At 71.8% G+C, this 14,167-nt stretch carries 13 protein-coding genes; 5 read left to right on the forward strand and 8 right to left on the reverse strand.

All coding sequences use genetic code 11. The features are described 5' to 3' along the window. The first annotated feature begins 69 nt into the window (after positions 1-69). The gene (locus AC067M_RS33995; protein WP_478700876.1) at positions 70-396 is read left to right on the forward strand and encodes an SCO4225 family membrane protein; all 327 of its coding nucleotides are present in this window, start codon (positions 70-72) and stop codon (positions 394-396) included. A gap of 96 nt (positions 397-492) precedes the next feature. Beyond that, positions 493-1,284: a VOC family protein gene (locus AC067M_RS34000; RefSeq protein WP_478700877.1), complete on the forward strand. Its 792-nt coding sequence runs from the start codon at positions 493-495 to the stop codon at positions 1,282-1,284. A 32-nt stretch (positions 1,285-1,316) separates the two neighbouring features. On the opposite strand, the gene AC067M_RS34005 is transcribed toward AC067M_RS34000, so the two are convergent. The 4 genes from AC067M_RS34005 to AC067M_RS34020 form a co-directional block, all read right to left on the reverse strand. Continuing rightward, the gene (locus AC067M_RS34005) at positions 1,317-2,348 is read right to left on the reverse strand and encodes a LacI family DNA-binding transcriptional regulator (RefSeq protein ID WP_478700878.1); all 1,032 of its coding nucleotides are present in this window, start codon (positions 2,346-2,348) and stop codon (positions 1,317-1,319) included. Between the two features lie 78 nt (positions 2,349-2,426). After that, a complete protein-coding gene (locus AC067M_RS34010; RefSeq protein ID WP_393629677.1) occupies positions 2,427-3,263 on the reverse strand; it encodes an ATP-binding cassette domain-containing protein in 837 nt (278 codons plus the stop codon). Next, the gene (locus AC067M_RS34015; RefSeq protein WP_478700879.1) at positions 3,260-4,273 is read right to left on the reverse strand and encodes an ABC transporter permease; all 1,014 of its coding nucleotides are present in this window, start codon (positions 4,271-4,273) and stop codon (positions 3,260-3,262) included. Before AC067M_RS34015 ends, AC067M_RS34010 begins: the two co-directional genes overlap by 4 nt. Positions 4,274-4,515: 242 nt before the next feature. Continuing rightward, the gene (locus AC067M_RS34020; RefSeq protein ID WP_478700880.1) at positions 4,516-5,532 is read right to left on the reverse strand and encodes a substrate-binding domain-containing protein; all 1,017 of its coding nucleotides are present in this window, start codon (positions 5,530-5,532) and stop codon (positions 4,516-4,518) included. Between the two features lie 246 nt (positions 5,533-5,778). Here AC067M_RS34020 and AC067M_RS34025 point away from each other — a divergent pair, with 246 nt between their 5' ends. Together AC067M_RS34025 and AC067M_RS34030 are read left to right on the forward strand one after the other, a co-directional pair. Continuing rightward, positions 5,779-6,741, forward strand: coding sequence for a carbohydrate kinase family protein (locus tag AC067M_RS34025; protein ID WP_478700881.1), 963 nt, complete (start codon positions 5,779-5,781; stop codon positions 6,739-6,741). Between the two features lie 224 nt (positions 6,742-6,965). Continuing rightward, positions 6,966-7,259, forward strand: a complete 294-nt coding sequence (locus AC067M_RS34030; protein WP_478700882.1) for a putative quinol monooxygenase — start codon at positions 6,966-6,968, stop codon at positions 7,257-7,259. 13 nt (positions 7,260-7,272) lie between these two features. Here the strand turns inward: AC067M_RS34030 and AC067M_RS34035 are convergent, their stop codons facing one another. After that, positions 7,273-7,608 (reverse strand): hypothetical protein, encoded by a 336-nt coding sequence (locus tag AC067M_RS34035; RefSeq protein WP_478700883.1) that lies wholly within the window; start codon positions 7,606-7,608, stop codon positions 7,273-7,275. Positions 7,609-7,719: 111 nt separating this feature from the next. On the opposite strand from AC067M_RS34035, the gene AC067M_RS34040 reads away from it, so the two are divergent. Continuing rightward, positions 7,720-8,829, forward strand: a complete 1,110-nt coding sequence (locus AC067M_RS34040; protein WP_478700884.1) for a winged helix DNA-binding domain-containing protein — start codon at positions 7,720-7,722, stop codon at positions 8,827-8,829. A 95-nt stretch (positions 8,830-8,924) separates the two neighbouring features. Here the strand turns inward: AC067M_RS34040 and AC067M_RS34045 are convergent, their stop codons facing one another. The 3 genes from AC067M_RS34045 to AC067M_RS34055 all read right to left on the reverse strand — a co-directional run bounded on the left by AC067M_RS34045 (position 8,925) and on the right by AC067M_RS34055 (position 14,020). Next, complete coding sequence (locus AC067M_RS34045; protein WP_478700885.1) at positions 8,925-9,716, reverse strand: S1 family peptidase; 792 nt, start codon at positions 9,714-9,716, stop codon at positions 8,925-8,927. Positions 9,717-10,160: 444 nt separating this feature from the next. Next, the gene (locus AC067M_RS34050; RefSeq protein ID WP_478700886.1) at positions 10,161-12,977 is read right to left on the reverse strand and encodes an ATP-binding protein; all 2,817 of its coding nucleotides are present in this window, start codon (positions 12,975-12,977) and stop codon (positions 10,161-10,163) included. Positions 12,978-13,183: 206 nt separating this feature from the next. After that, the gene (locus AC067M_RS34055; protein WP_478700887.1) at positions 13,184-14,020 is read right to left on the reverse strand and encodes a helix-turn-helix transcriptional regulator; all 837 of its coding nucleotides are present in this window, start codon (positions 14,018-14,020) and stop codon (positions 13,184-13,186) included. Positions 14,021-14,167 lie beyond the last annotated feature (147 nt).

Raw genomic sequence — 14,167 nt, forward strand, 5'->3', positions numbered from 1 at the left:
GCTACTCAGGCCGCCGGGGCCGCCTCGCGGGATCGTGGGAAACCGGTAAACGATCTCAGGAGGCCCGACATGAACGGCTCGCAGCGTTCCCTTCCCGCGACGGTGCGCCACTACCTGCTCAACCCGGCGGCGCTGGGCTACCTCGTGGTGGTGGCCGCCGTCCTGGGCTGGGTGGGGGCGGACTGGCTGTTCGTGGAGCATCAGGACGCGAGCCTCGCCGGGGTGTGGGCCTTCGTGGTCACGGCCCCGACCTCCTGGCTGTTCCTGGCCCTGCCGGGCCCGCTCCCGTGGGCCGGCGTCGCCATCGGCGCCCTTTTCCAGGCGGCGGTACTCGGCGCCGCGTACCACCGCTTCTCCGGCCGCCTCCCGCACCGCACCGGCACGAACGGAGCCTGACCGCGCACCGGCCGACGCGCGATTGTCAGTGCCGGGTGTCACGCTGATGTCACACAGAGCTGATCTCGGACACAGGATCTGCGAAAGGGCATCGTCGTGATCACCACTGACCTCACCCCCGGCACCCCCTGTTGGCTCGACCTCGGAGCCCCTGACGTCCAGGCCGCCGCGGCCTTCTACGCCGCGGTACTGGGCTGGGAGTACGAGTCCATGGGCGAGGGCATGGACGGCGGGATGTTCCGGAAGGACGGCAAGATCGTCGGCGGGCTCGGCAAGCTCACCGAGGAGGGCGCGCGCTCGGCCTGGATGATCTACTACACCGTCACCGACGCCGACGCCACGACCGAGGCCGTGGAGCGCGCGGGCGGCACGGTGCGGGTGGCGCCGAGAGACCTCGGCGAATGGGGCCGGATGGCGCAGTACAACGACCCGGCAGGGGGCCAGTTCGCCGTCTGGCAGCCTGGGCAGGATGCGGGCTTCGAGCTGGCGGACGAGCCTGGTTCGCTGTCCTGGACCGAGCTGTACACCAGCGACGCCGCGGGCGCGAGGGAGTTCTACGGCGATGTCTTCGGCTGGCAGTTCACCGACATGGACCTGCCGGGCGGCGGGGGCACATACATCCTCATCACCCCCGCCGGGCTTCCCGAGGAGCGTATGCAGGGCGGCCTCATGGAGCTCCGCAAGGAGGATCTCTCCCTGACGAACGGGCGGCCGTACTGGCACCCGGTCTTCGCCGTCGCCGACTGCGACGCCGCGGTCGCCAAGGTCACCGAGAACGGCGGCAGTGTGCAGATGGGACCGGAGGACGCGGAGGGCGTGGGCCGGCTGGCTGTCTGCCTCGATCCGTCGAAGGCGGACTTCGTGGTACTCACGCCGGCCCGGAGCTGACGTCCTTCGGCGTTCCACGGAGGAAGGCCGGATCAGGCTTCCTGCCACACCGGAGCAGGGCGCTCGCCCGAGCCCCGCACGATCAGCCGGGTGGGGACGGTGACGGTGCGGGTGCGGGAGCGGTCGCCGTCCAGGCGGGCCAGGGCGGTGGTCGCCGCCGTCCTGCCGATCTCCTCGGGGTCCTGGGCGACGACGGTCAGGGCCGGTTCGAGTGCCTCGGCGAGCGCCACGTCGTCGAAGGCGACGACCGCGACGTCCTTGCGGTCGCTGCGGGCGAGTTCGGTGACTATGCCCAACGCGACGATGTTGTTGCCCGCGAACAGGGCGGTGGGGGGATCCGCCAGCCCCAGAAGCTGCGACGTGGCGGCCGAAGCCCCGTGCTGGTCATGGGCGTTGGTGACCAGGGAGCGGTCCTGCGGCAGGCCCTCTTCCTGCAGGGCGGCGCGGTATCCGGCCAGGCGCTCGCGGCGCGTGTAGAGCTTGGTGGGGAGGTCGCCGACGAAGCCGATGCGCCGGTGTCCGTGGGCGATCAGGTGGGCGACGCCGTCGTGCGCGCCCGTGCGGTTGGAGCTGACGACGCTGTCCGTGGCCAGGCCCACTCCCGGACGGTCGAGGAAGACGATGGGCAGGCCTGCGGCGCGATGGGTCTTCAGACGGGAGTGGTCGGCGCCGACGGACGGCACGACCATCAGGATGCTGATGCGGCGGGCGAGGAAAGTGTCCGTCAGCGCGCGTTCGCGGCCGGGATCGTCCGCGGAGGATCCCATGAGCAGCGTCAGGCCGCGGTCGCGGACGGTGTCCTCGATGCTTCTGGCCACGGCTCCGAAGAAGGGGTTGCCGAGGTCGGGGACGACCAGGCCGATGGTGGTGTCGGGCCCGCCGACGCGGATGTTGCGGGCCATGAGGTTCGGCTGGAAGCCGAGCTTGGCCACGGCGGCGAGCACCTGTTCCCTCGTCTGCGCCGAGGCCGGACCGTCCTCGTTGAGGACGCGGGAGACCGTTTTGGCGCTGACGCCCACTTCGCGGGCGACGTCTGCCAGGGTGGGGCGGCGGTTCGCTGCCATGGAGTAAACAGTCTCCTGTGCTTGTCGGTTCCGGCCGCGGCCCCGGCCGGAACCTGGGAGTGTTTCGGGGTCGTGCCGTCAACCGGCTTGGACTCCCGCGGCCTTCGCCGCCTCGGAATCCGCTACGACAGTACCGCCGGCCTCGTCGACGGTGAGCGCGCCGGTCATGATGGCGACGACCTCCGCCATGGAGTAGTCGGACGGCTTGATCACGGCGGCACGCCGGCCCAGCCGGTGGACGTGGATCCGGTCGGCGATCTCGAAGACGTGCGGCATGTTGTGGCTGATCAGGACCACCGGCATGCCCTTGTCCCGGACGCGGCGGATGAGGTCCAGGACCTGACCGGATTCCTTTACGCCGAGGGCGGCGGTCGGTTCGTCCATGACGACGACGCTGCGGGCCCAGGCGACGGAACGGGCGACCGCTACGGCCTGCCGCTGTCCGCCGGAGAGGGTCTCGACCGACTGCGTCAGCGAACGCAGCCCGATCTTCAGGTCGGCCATGTGCTCGGCGGCCTCCTGACGCATGCGCTTCTTGTCCAACATGCGGAAGACACTGCCGAGGACGCCGGGGCGGCGGAGCTCGCGTCCGAGGAACATGTTGGACGCGATGTCCATGGAGGCGGCTACGGCGAGGTCCTGATAGACCGTCTCGATGCCGTGGGCGCGGGCGCTTTGCGGGCCGGAGAACTGGATCGGTTCGCCGTTGAGCCGTATCTCGCCCTCGTCGGGGACCACCGCGCCGGTGAGGGCCTTGATCAGGCTGGTCTTGCCGGCTCCGTTGTCGCCGATGACGGCGAGGACCTCGCCGGGCATCAGGTCGAAGTCGGCACCGTCGATGGCGGTGACGTGGCCGTAGCGCTTGACCAGACCGCGGGCCTGCAGCACGGGCGTGGGGGAGGAGGTGGCGGTCATCGGGCCTTCTTCCGGGAGATCTGGTCGACGGTCACCGCGAGGATCACCAGGATTCCGGTGATCAGGGTCTGGTAGATCGAGGCGACACCCATCAGCTGCAGGCCGTTGCGGAAGACGCCGACGATGAGCACGCCGATGAAGGTGCCCAGGACCGATCCGCGCCCGCCGAAGAGGCTGGTGCCGCCGAGGACCACGGCGGTGATGCTGTCGAGGTTGTCGGTCTGGCCCGCCTGCGGGTCGCCGACTCCGGTGCGGGAGATCAGCAGCAGGGCGGCGACGCCGTAGAGGAGGCCGGCCGTGGTGTAGACGCCGATGGTCAGCCGGGAGGTGCGGATGCCGTTCAGGCGTGCGGCTTCCTGGCTGTTGCCCAGCGCGTAGACGTGCCGTCCCCAGCCGGTGCTGCTCAGCGCGTAGGCGAGGAGGAGGAACAGGGCGATGGTGACCAGGGAGCCGTAGGTGATGTCGGTGTGACCGAGCGGGAAGGTCTGGCCGAGGGCCGTCAGCGGGCCGGGCAGGCTGCTGACGGTCTGCTCCTCGGAGTAGATGTGGGTCAGCGCGAAGGCCACGTTGAGCATGCCGAGGGTCACGATGAACGGCGGCAGCGGGATCTTCTGCACGAGCAGCCCGTTGAGCAGCCCGAAGCCGCCGCAGACGACCAGGCCCAGGGCGATGGCGACGAGCGGGGGCACGGATCCCTCGGCGGCCATCTTTGCGATCACGATGCTGCCGAACGCCATCACGGCACCGCACGACAGGTCGATGCCCGCCGTGAGGATGATCAGGGTCTGTCCGATGGCGAGGGTGCCGACGACCATGACCTGCTGCACGATCAGCGAGAAGTTGCCGCCCGTGAGGAACTGGTCGGTCGAGAAGGAGAAGAAGGCACAGGCCAGGAGGAGGGCGGCCAGGGGGCCGGTGGTCGGCGCCGTGAGCAGCCGGCGGGCCGCGGTCGGTGCTTTGAGCTCGGCGTACGGCGTGGACGTCGACGGTGGCGTGGACGTGGCAGTCATGCGAAGTCCTTGTCGGAAGACAGAAGCCCTTGCCCGTCCTTGCCGGACGGTAACGAGGCAAAGCGGGCGAAGAGGACGAGGGGGCGGCCGTCCCCGCTCGGGGAGGAGGGGCCGGCCGCCCGCTGACGGGAAAGGCGGCGTCGAACAGTTCTAGGAACGAACAGTTCCAGGGCGTGTGGCGAAGGTCCCGACGCCCGTCCGCAGGGCAGGCGGGACGTTCGCGACAGGCCCTAGGGGGCGGCTCAGCCCCAGCAGTTCTCCAGGCCGTAGGCGGTGTCCTTCGACGTGACCCCGTCCTGCGGCTTGTCGGAGATCAGGGTGACGCCCGTGTCGGTGTAGCCGGAGGCCTTCTTGCCGTCCTTGGCGTACGTCACGACGGCCTTGACGCCCTCGGCGGCCATCTTCAGCGGGTACTGCTGCGAAGTGGCGGCGATCTTGCCGTCCTTGACGGCCGTGGTGCCGGTGCAGCCGCCGTCGACGGAGACGATGAGGACGTCCTTCTCCCGGCCCTTGGCCTTCAGCGCGGTGTACGCGCCCAGGGCGGCCGGTTCGTTGATGGTGTAGACGACGTTGATGCCGGGCTCCTTCTGGAGGCAGTTCTCCATCGCTGTCTGGCCCTTGGACTGGTCGCCGCCGGTGTCCTGGGCGCAGGCGACGTCCTTGTCGGTGGCGCCGAAGCCCTTCAGGAAGCCGTTGTGGCGCTGGACGCCGACGGACACGCCCGGCGCGAGGTCGAGGGCGGCTATCTTGGCGGTCTTGCCCTTCATCGCCGCCTTGGCGTACTCGCCGATCAGCTCGCCGGCCTTGAGGTTGTCGGTGGCGAAGAGGGCGTCGACCGCGGTCTGCGGGTCGGTCGGGGTGTCCAGGGCGATGACGAGGACGCCCTTGGCCTTGGCCTTCTCGATCGCGGGCACGATCGCCTTGGAGTCGCTCGGGGTGATCAGGATGCCCTTCACTCCGGCGGCGACCATGTTCTCGATGGCGGTGACCTGACCGGCGTTGTCGCCGTCGAACTTGCCGGCCGCGGTCATGAGCTTGACGCCCTCGGCCTTCGCGGACTTCTCCGCGCCCTCCTTCATCTTCACGAAGAACGGGTTGGTGTCGGTCTTGGTGATCAGACCCACCTTGACCTCGCCCGAGCCGGTGCTTGAGGAACCCGATCCGGAGCCGGAACCGCAGGCCGTCAGGGTGAGGGCCGCGATGCCCGTGCACGCGGCGACTCTGAGGAGGGAGAGGGGCAGACGAGAGGTGCGAGACATGAACGACTCCTGCGGGATTACGAGCGGCGCGGCCGGCATCGGAGCATGCCGTCCCGTGGTGTCATCGTTGACTTATGTCATCGTTGACACCGCATGGCGAGGATGATGGACTCCGTCTCCCGGAAACGTCAATGCCCTTCGCTCGTCACAAATCGGCAACGCTCGCGGCCGCCCCTGCGGAGCCGCTCCGCCGCCCCGCCGAGACGCGTCCGGTCGGCCCGTCCGTTCGTCAGAGAAGAGCAGCCCATGAGTCCACGTCAGATCACCGTCCTCGGGGAGTGCGTGGCGGACGCCTTCACCGGCCCCGCCAGCACGTCGAACGAACTCTCCCTGCGGGTGCTGCCCGGCGGCGGACCTGCGAACACGGCCGTGGCCCTGGCCCGGCTCGGCACCCCGGCCCGCTTCCTCGCCCGCCTGTCCGGCGATGTGTTCGGCCGCCTCTTCCGGGCCCACCTGGAGGCGTCCGGGGTGGACCTGTCGAACGCCGTCCCGGCCGTGGAGCCCAGCACCTTGGCCGTGGCGGAGCTGGACGCGCACGGACAGGCCGCGTTCTCCTTCCACGCCCAGAACACGGCCGACTGGCAGTGGACGGCCGAGGAACTGGCAGGGGTGGACCTGTCCGACACGGTCTGCGTGCACACCGGATCCCTGGCCCTGGTCCGGGAACCCGGAGCGGCGGTCGTGGAGGACTTCCTGGCGGCGGCCGCCTCCCGGGCGACCATCAGCATCGACCCGAATGTCCGGCCTCTCCTGGTACGCCCCGAGGTCTACCGCGCTCGGCTGGCGCACTGGTGCCACCTCGCCGACGTGCTCCGGCTCAGCGAGGACGACCTGGCGCTCCTGCTGCCGGACACGCCGCCCGAGCAGGCATGCGACATCTGGCACGCGGCCGGCGCCCGGCTCGTCGTGATCACGCGCGGCGCCCACGGCGCGCTGGCCTCGCTCGACGGCGAACGGGTTCAGGTGCCCGCCGTACGGACGAGCGTCGCCGACACCGTCGGGGCGGGGGACTCCTTCACCGCCGGACTGCTGCACCACCTCGGCGCCCAGGGACTCCTCGGCGGCCGGCTGACGGAACTCCGCCTCGACGAGGTCGCGGAAGCCTGCCGCTTCGCCACCCGGGTCGCGGCGCTGACCTGCGCGGTCGCCGGTCCCAACCCGCCGTGGCAGAGCCAGTTGGCGGAGCTCATGGCTGCCGACCGCGTCTGACGGGCGGACGGGCCTTGCCGGGGCGTGTCGCGCCCCGCCTGTCCCCGACCCCGCCGGCCAGGGAGTACCGGCCTTCGCGGAGAGCGGCTCGGTGCAGCCGGACCGGGCCCGCGTCTGGCCCCTGACTCCTGCCGCGACCGATCCCCGACTCCGAATCGACCCCCCCAGATCGCCCAGATCGCCCCGACCGACTCGACCGACTCGACCACGAAGGACCCCACACCATGAACAAGACCCTGCTCGCCGAGTTCACGGCCCGCGAGGGAGCGCAGGACGAGGTCGCCCGCATGATCCTGGACTACGCCCGGAAGGTGCGCGAGGAAGAGGGCAACCTCGCCTTCGACGTCTACACCAAGGCGTCCAACCCGCGTGCCTTCTGGATCTTCGAGGCCTACCGGGACGAGGAGGCCTTCCAGGCCCACCTGAAGGCCCCCTACGGTGGCCCCTTCAACACCGCCCTCGCCCCACTGATCGAGGAGGACGCCTCGGTACTGACCTTCCTCGACCCGCTGACCTGACGGCCCTGCCGGATCACTCCGGGTGGGCCACCGCCTCCTTGTGGAGTTCCACCGCCGCCGACAGGCTCAGCCCGGGCTCCGCCTGGCGCAGCGCTCTGATCGCCTTGACCGAGGTGATGTCTCCCGTGAAGCCGACGGCGGCCAGCCGGGAGTGGACCCAGCGGGCGCGCAGTTGGCCTTCGGTGGTGGCGGCGGTGGACTCGACGAGCGCGGCGGCGCGTTCCAGGCCCGGGCGGTCCTCGGGCGAGGCGTCCGCCAGCGCCTGCCGGAGGGTTGCTGCGACGATGTCCGCGTCCCGGATGAGCAGCACATGGTTGAGCTTCTTGTTCAGTCCCCTGATTCCTGCCATGTGGATCATCGTGGCGGTCATGTCCCGTCCCCGCCAAGCGACTTGAGGAGCTCCAGAGGCTCGGAGAGTTGCGGACACCCCCTGTCCGCAACCACCGCTAACGTGCTCCGCATGACCAAGACGACGTCCGGGACGGCTCCCGTGCTCGACGCCCGCGCCTTGAACCGCGCGACCCTCGACCGGCAACTGCTGCTGCGCCGCTCGACGCTGAGCGCCGAGGCGGCCGTCACACACCTGGTGGGGCTCCAGGCGCAGAACGTGAAGCCGCCGTACTACGCTCTCGCCGCCCGTCTCGACGCCTTCGCCCCCGAGCAGTTGTCCCGGCTCATGGCGGACCGTCGGGTCGTCCGGATCGTCACCCTGCGTTCGACCATCCACACCCACACCGCCGACGACTGCCTCACCCTGCGACCGCTCGTCCAGCCCGCCCGGGACCGTGAGATCGGCGTCTTCCGCAAAGGGCTCGTCGGTGTCGACCTCGACCGGCTCGCCGCGCTCGCCCGCGACCTCGTCGAGGCCGAGCCTCGCACCATGAAGCAGCTGCGCGAGGCCCTGCTCGCCGAGTGGCCGGACGCCGATCCGCAGGCCCTCGCCATCGCCGCGCGCTGCAAGCTGCCGCTGGTCCAGGTCACCCCGCGCGGCCTGTGGGGCAGGAGCGGTCAGGTCGCGCTCACCACCGCCGAGCACTGGCTCGGCCGCGCCGGCGAAGAGGCGCCCGCCCCGGACGCGGTGGTCCTGCGCTACCTCGCCGCCTTCGGACCCGCCTCCGTCAAGGACATGCAGACCTGGTCCGGTCTGACCCGTCTGCGTCCCGCTTTCCAGCGGCTGCGCCCGCAGTTGGTCACCTTCCGGGACACGGGCGGCGTAGAGCTCTTCGACCTCCCCGACGCACCCCGCCCCGATCCCGGCACCCCGGCCCCGCCCCGCTTCCTCCCCGAGTTCGACAACCTGCTCCTCTCCCACGCCGACCGCACCCGCGTGGTCCCCGAGGAGTACCGGGGCCGCAGTTGGCAGGGGAACCTGGCGTACTCCACCCTCCTCGTCGACGGCTTCCTGGCGGGAGTGTGGAAGCTGGAGGAGGACGCCCTGGTCGTCGAGCCCTTCGGGCGGCTCAGCAGGGCGCAGCGGGAGGAGATCGCCGAGGAGGCGGAGCGGATGCTCGCGGTGATGCATCCGGGCAGCGCGTACGACATCCGGTTCGGAACTGTCGTACGACAGTGAGCCGGGGCGTGGAGAGGGGGCGCTGCGGGCCGCTCGTGGAGGCTCGCAGCGCCCCCTGGTATGTCACCTGAGGGGTGCTCAGGAATTCTTCCGGGTCACGAGTTGACCTGTGTGGTCACCAGGCTGGAGAAGGTGGTCAACCGGGTGTAGATCCCCGGGTAACCGGCCTGCGCGCAGCCCTCGCCCCAAGAAGTGATCCCTGCCAGGACGCCCCCGATGAGCAGGGGACCGCCGCTGTCGCCCTGGCAGGTGTCTGTGCCGCCGGAGGTGTATCCGGCGCAAACCATGTCGCTCGCGACGAAGTCGGAGCCGTACGAGCTGCTGCAGCTGGAGTTGGACACGATCGGCACGCTCGCCGTCCGCAGCTGGTTGGAGGAGCTGCCGCCCGAGGAGGTGGTGCCCCAGCCGAGGATGCGGGCGCTGGTGCCGGCCGCGTACACGGACGTGTCCGAGGAGGAGACGTACTTCGCCGCGGTGTAGGGCATCGACGTCGACAGCGTCAGGACCGCCACGTCGTCGCCGTTGGTGGTGTCGGTGTAGCTCGGGTGGATCCAGATCTTGCTGACTCTGCTGACCGTGCCGTTGGTGCCGTTGAGATAGGTGCGCCCGCCGACCACCCGGACGCTGCTGGTGGTCTCGCCGACCATGCAGTGCGCGGCCGTGACCACCTTCGTGGGGGAGACGAGGGTGCCGCCGCAGAACTGGTTCTGCGAGGCGTCCGTGATCTGCATGACGAACGGGTACGCGGTCGTCGTCGTGGTCGTGCCGCCCACGATCGGCTGGGGTGCGGCGACGGCGGTGGGGGCGCCGGCGATCGCGGTCGCGGCCGCGGCGGCGGTCGCCGCCAGGACCGCTGCGGTCTTCCTGGCACGGGTGAGCCCGAACATGAGTCTCCTCAGTGGGGGTTTTGCCGGTGGGGGGTCGCGCGGGTGTGGGGGGTTTGCACGGGGGTCGCGGGACCGACCCCCGTGTGCCCGGGCGAGCGGCACGTCCCAAACGCTATGGCCCGGCTCGCCGGATCCCAATGAGGGAACCCCCTACCGCCTCCGGGAGGCGGGGAGGGAAAACCCTCGGTGACCCTCCGGGAAACCTGCGAGGACGGGCTGCCTTCCGTGAGGGCGGTAGGGCCGCCCCGGCGGATCAAGTCGCAGGAAGGCGACAGAGATTCATCGACGCGGCTGAGCGGGGTGTGGTGCGTGCAGCTGCAAGGCGGAGGGGGGCGTCGACGCGACGGGCTCCCGCGCGAGCGAAACCCGGAGTGGGGGAGGGGGCGTGCCCCACCCCGCGTCTGGGGCATGGTCCGCCGGGCGGGCCCTGGAGCCGCGCCGCCCTCACATCGCCCGGCGCCCCGCCGCCAGTCGGACGATGTCCACCCGCGAACGGATGCCCAGCTTGCGGTAGACCCGGGTGAGCGTCGCCTCGACCGTCTTGACGCTGATGAACAGCCGCGCGGCGATCTCCCGGTTGGTGGCGCCCTCCATGACGAGCGCGGCGACCTGACGCTCCATCGAGGCCAGCCCCTCCAGCGCCGCCGACGCGGTGTCCCGCTCGGGAACGGCGATGGGCTGTGTCTCGACCGCGGTCGCCGCCGCGTCCACCTGACGCAGCCAGGGCAGCGCCCGGCACCGCCGGAACAGCCGCGCCGACTCGTCGTACGACGTCGGGCCCGGCTGCCGCGTGCGCAGCCGGGCCAGCGCGAACGCGGCCCGCGCCTCCTCCAGGCCGTAGCCCAGTTTGGCCAGACGGTCCTGTACGGACGTCAGCCGCGCCAGTGCCTCCTCGTGCTCCCCGCGCGCCGCCCGCACCAGCGCCTCCGCCCGGTCCAGTACGGCGAGGATGCTCTCCCGGCCGAGCCGCAGCGCGTGTTCGCGCGTCACGTCGATCACGTCCTGGGCCTCGCCCGGCTCCCCGATCCGTACGAGGGCCTCGGCGAGGTCGCCCTGCCAGCGGCCCCGCGCCGGGTCGGTGATGCCGAGGCCGAGTTCCAGTTCCCGTACCCGGCGCAGCGAGCCGACCGCGCCCGCCGCGTCATCGGCCACCAACTGGGCGTACCCGAGGGCGGCCAGGGCCCGCGAGAGGTACATCTGGTCGCCGTCCTCCTCGGCGCGCTCGGCCGCCTCCCGGGCCAGCGCCAGCGCCCGGTCCACGTCACCGCCGGAGGCCTCCGCCAGGGAGGTGAGCATGGCCGAGGCGCCCAGGCCGATCCCGGAGTCCCGGGCCAGCCGCAGGGACTCGCGGGCCAGGTCGAGGGCGCGACCGCAGTGCCCGGAGCGCAGTTCGGTCTCGGCGAGGAAGCGCTGGAAGTGCACCTCGCTCTCGACCATGCCGCGCCGCTGCACCTCGCGCAGCAGCGCGGTGATGGTCGTGCGGGCCTCGGGCAACTGGTCGCTCATCAGCAGCCAGCGGAACCGGGCCATGCCGACGCCGTTGTGATGGCACGCCACGTACGGGTCCTGAGGCTCGCGCAGCGCCTGCCTGATGGTGGCGGGCGCGTCCGGGTGGCCCATGAGGGCCTCGGCCGAGGCCTGGAAGGACAGGGCCATCAGCTCGGTGCGGCGGTCGGAGCCGCGCGCGGCCAGTTCCGCCGCGTGCGCGGCCTGCCGGCGGGCCTCGGCGAAGTCGCCCATGACGACCAGGCCGCGCCAGGCCAGCCGGTAGTGGACCAGGGCGAGCAGTCGGGGGTCGTCGCCCGCGTCGGCCAGCACCTGCGGGAAGACGGCGTCGACGTCTCCCAGGGACTGCCCGGCCGCCTCGATCACCACCTCCCAGGCCCGCACCCGCTCGGCGGGCACGGTGGCCCGGGTCAGCACCTCGCGCGCGATGTCCCGGGCGAGGTCCACCTCGCCGGCGGTGATCGCGTCCTCCGCGGCCTGCAACCGGCGCTCGTCCGGGGCCGGTTCGCCGTCGGCCGGGGTGTGCCGGGCGGCGAGCAGCCCGAGCGAGGCCGCCACCGACGGGGCGCCCCGGTCCCGGGCCAGCGCGGCGGCCTCGGCGAGCCGGGCGGCCACCTCCGGGTCGGTGCCGGTAGTGGCCAGGGCGAGGTGCCGGGCCCGCTCGATCGGGTCGGAGGCGGCCGTGGACAGCGCCGCGTGCGCGGCGCGGCGCTCCTGCGCGCTCGCCTCCGCGTACAGCGCGGCGGAGATCAGCGGATGCGCGAACCGTACGGCCGGACCCTCCGGCTCCGTCGCCAGCAGCCCGAGCGCGGCGGCCTGCGCGGTGTCCGCCTCGGCGTTCCCCAGTCCGGCCGCGTGCAGCAGGGTCAGCGTCGGGCGGGCGCCGGCGCTGGCCACGAGGAGGGTGCGGCGGGCCTCGTCCGACAGCAAGTCCAGGCGGCTGAGGACCAGGGCGCGCAGGGAGGTGGGCACCGGCAGCGGCTCGCCGGGGCGCGGCGGGGTGGGGCTCTCGGCGAGCGCGCGGCCCAGCTCCAGGGCGAAGAGGGGGTTGCCGCCGCTGGTGCGGTGGATGTCGCGGACGGTGGAGCGCGGCAGGTCGGTGTAGCCGCGGTGGTCGAGCAGCGCGGAGACCTGGACACGGGAGAGCGGATTGAGCCGTACGGCCAGAGTGTCCGGCGGGGACGCGCGTAGATGGCGGTCGTACTCCTGCCCCTCGGTCCGTACCGCGCACAACAGCTGGACCGGGGTGTCGCCGAGGCGGCGGGCGGCGAAGCCGAGGAGTTCGGCGCTGGCTGAATCCAGCCACTGGAGATCGTCGGCGACGATCAGGACGGGGCCGTGAGCGGCGAGGGCGCGCAGCGCCGACAACACGGCCAGCCGCAGCGCGAGGCCGTCGCTCTGGAGGGTGGACTCGCCGCGTCCGGTGAGCGCCGACTCCAGGGCGGTGCGCTGGGCGGCGGGCAGCTGGTCGGATACCTCGCCGACGACCAGACCGAGGAGGTCGGCCAGGGCCAGGAAGGGGAGATGGGATTCCGACTCGGTCGCCGAGCAGCGCAACACAATCCGTGCCGTATCGGCGTATTCCGCGGCCAATGCCCGCAGGACGGTCGACTTTCCTATTCCGGCGGGGCCGTGGAGCAGCACACTGCCGCCGCGCGCGAGCTGCTCACGCGCCGCCGTCGTCAGCTCGTCCCTGCCGATGACCAGGTCGGGGCGGCTTCCCGCAGGCTCCTGGAACTCCCGTCGCACGGTCACCGCTCCCCTCCGTGTGTCGTGTCCTGGCCAATATTAGGCAATCCTTCTTCGGAATTCGGACGTACGGCGTGGTGAGGGAAATAACAGCGCCCGAGGCATAGGGAAATTCAAAGCGCGCGTGAATGAATGAAAAGTCGTCTGCCCGGGAGGCCGGAGGGTCGCACGGCGCCCCCTCTCCAGGGCTACGGCGCCCCCTCCGCCCGGCGCTACGGCAGCACCCCCGCCCGGCGTGCGGCCGCGACCGCCTCCCCGCGCGTGTGCGCCCCCAACTTCCGCATGGCCGACCTGAGGTACCCCTTGACGGTCTCCGCGCGCAGCCCCAGCCGCTGCGCCGCCACCGCGTTCGTCGCCCCCTCGGCCACACACGCCAGCACGTCCACCTCACGCGGCGCGAGGCTGATTCCCGCCGTAGGCGAGCCCCCCGCAAGCAGCCCGCACGCGGCGAGCAGCTCGGCCCGCAGCGCCGGGTCGGCGATGCGCGGGGCGAGCGCCCGCAGGGCCGCGTGGGCCTCCCGCACCTGCTCCCAGGCGGCATCCGGGTCGGCGTCCCGGCGGACGGGCACCGTCCGCACCGCGCTCAGCAGCGACCCTGCCTCCTCCCGCACCACCAGCGCCTGCTCCACGTCCCGCGCCGCCGCCACGGCCGCCGACAGCGCGCGGTCGCCCAGCGGCTGGGCCGTCCGCAGGGCCCCGTACAGCACACCGCGCACCCGACGCCGTACCACCACCGGAACCGCGAGCACCGAGCGCAGCCCCTCGGCGGCCACCGCGGCGTCGTACTCGTGGCTGATCTGCCGCGAGAGCGAGTAGTCGGTCACGGCGCACGGGCGGGCCAGCGCCACCGCCTTGCCGCCGAGGCCGTTTCCCGAGGTCACCGTGACGGTATTGAGCGCGAGCGTGGTGTTGCCGCTCAGTTCGCTGATACGCATCTGCTGCCGCCCGGCACCCACCAGGCCGCCGAAGGCCATCGGGAGGCCGGTCGCGCGGCGCAGCCGCGCCAGCGCACCCCGTATCTCCGGCACCCCGGCCGCGTCCGCTGTCACCTGTTCGCCCCTTCAATGCGGCCGACTCGTGGCCCACACCCCCGTTCGGGGGTAGTGAGACCTGCATCACGGATTACACGATGACAGAGAGCCGCCCGGCAATGGTCCGGCAACGATCCGGAAGCGAGCCGCAGGGGCGCGCCGGCC

Source organism: Streptomyces sp. NPDC043427, assembly GCF_056436655.1.

Excerpts from the sequence above, each read along its gene's own strand:
- AC067M_RS34025 (WP_478700881.1), top strand. The coding sequence starts at position 5,779 with ATGAGTCCACGTCAGATCACCGTCCTCGGGGAGTGCGTGGCGGACGCC.
- AC067M_RS34030 (WP_478700882.1), top strand. The coding sequence starts at position 6,966 with ATGAACAAGACCCTGCTCGCCGAGTTCACGGCCCGCGAGGGAGCGCAG.
- AC067M_RS34005 (WP_478700878.1), bottom strand. The coding sequence starts at position 2,348 with ATGGCAGCGAACCGCCGCCCCACCCTGGCAGACGTCGCCCGCGAAGTG.
- AC067M_RS34040 (WP_478700884.1), top strand. The coding sequence starts at position 7,720 with ATGACCAAGACGACGTCCGGGACGGCTCCCGTGCTCGACGCCCGCGCC.
- AC067M_RS34045 (WP_478700885.1), bottom strand. The coding sequence starts at position 9,716 with ATGTTCGGGCTCACCCGTGCCAGGAAGACCGCAGCGGTCCTGGCGGCG.
- AC067M_RS34035 (WP_478700883.1), bottom strand. The coding sequence starts at position 7,608 with ATGGCAGGAATCAGGGGACTGAACAAGAAGCTCAACCATGTGCTGCTC.
- AC067M_RS34015 (WP_478700879.1), bottom strand. The coding sequence starts at position 4,273 with ATGACTGCCACGTCCACGCCACCGTCGACGTCCACGCCGTACGCCGAG.
- AC067M_RS33995 (WP_478700876.1), top strand. The coding sequence starts at position 70 with ATGAACGGCTCGCAGCGTTCCCTTCCCGCGACGGTGCGCCACTACCTG.
- AC067M_RS34010 (WP_393629677.1), bottom strand. The coding sequence starts at position 3,263 with ATGACCGCCACCTCCTCCCCCACGCCCGTGCTGCAGGCCCGCGGTCTG.
- AC067M_RS34020 (WP_478700880.1), bottom strand. The coding sequence starts at position 5,532 with ATGTCTCGCACCTCTCGTCTGCCCCTCTCCCTCCTCAGAGTCGCCGCG.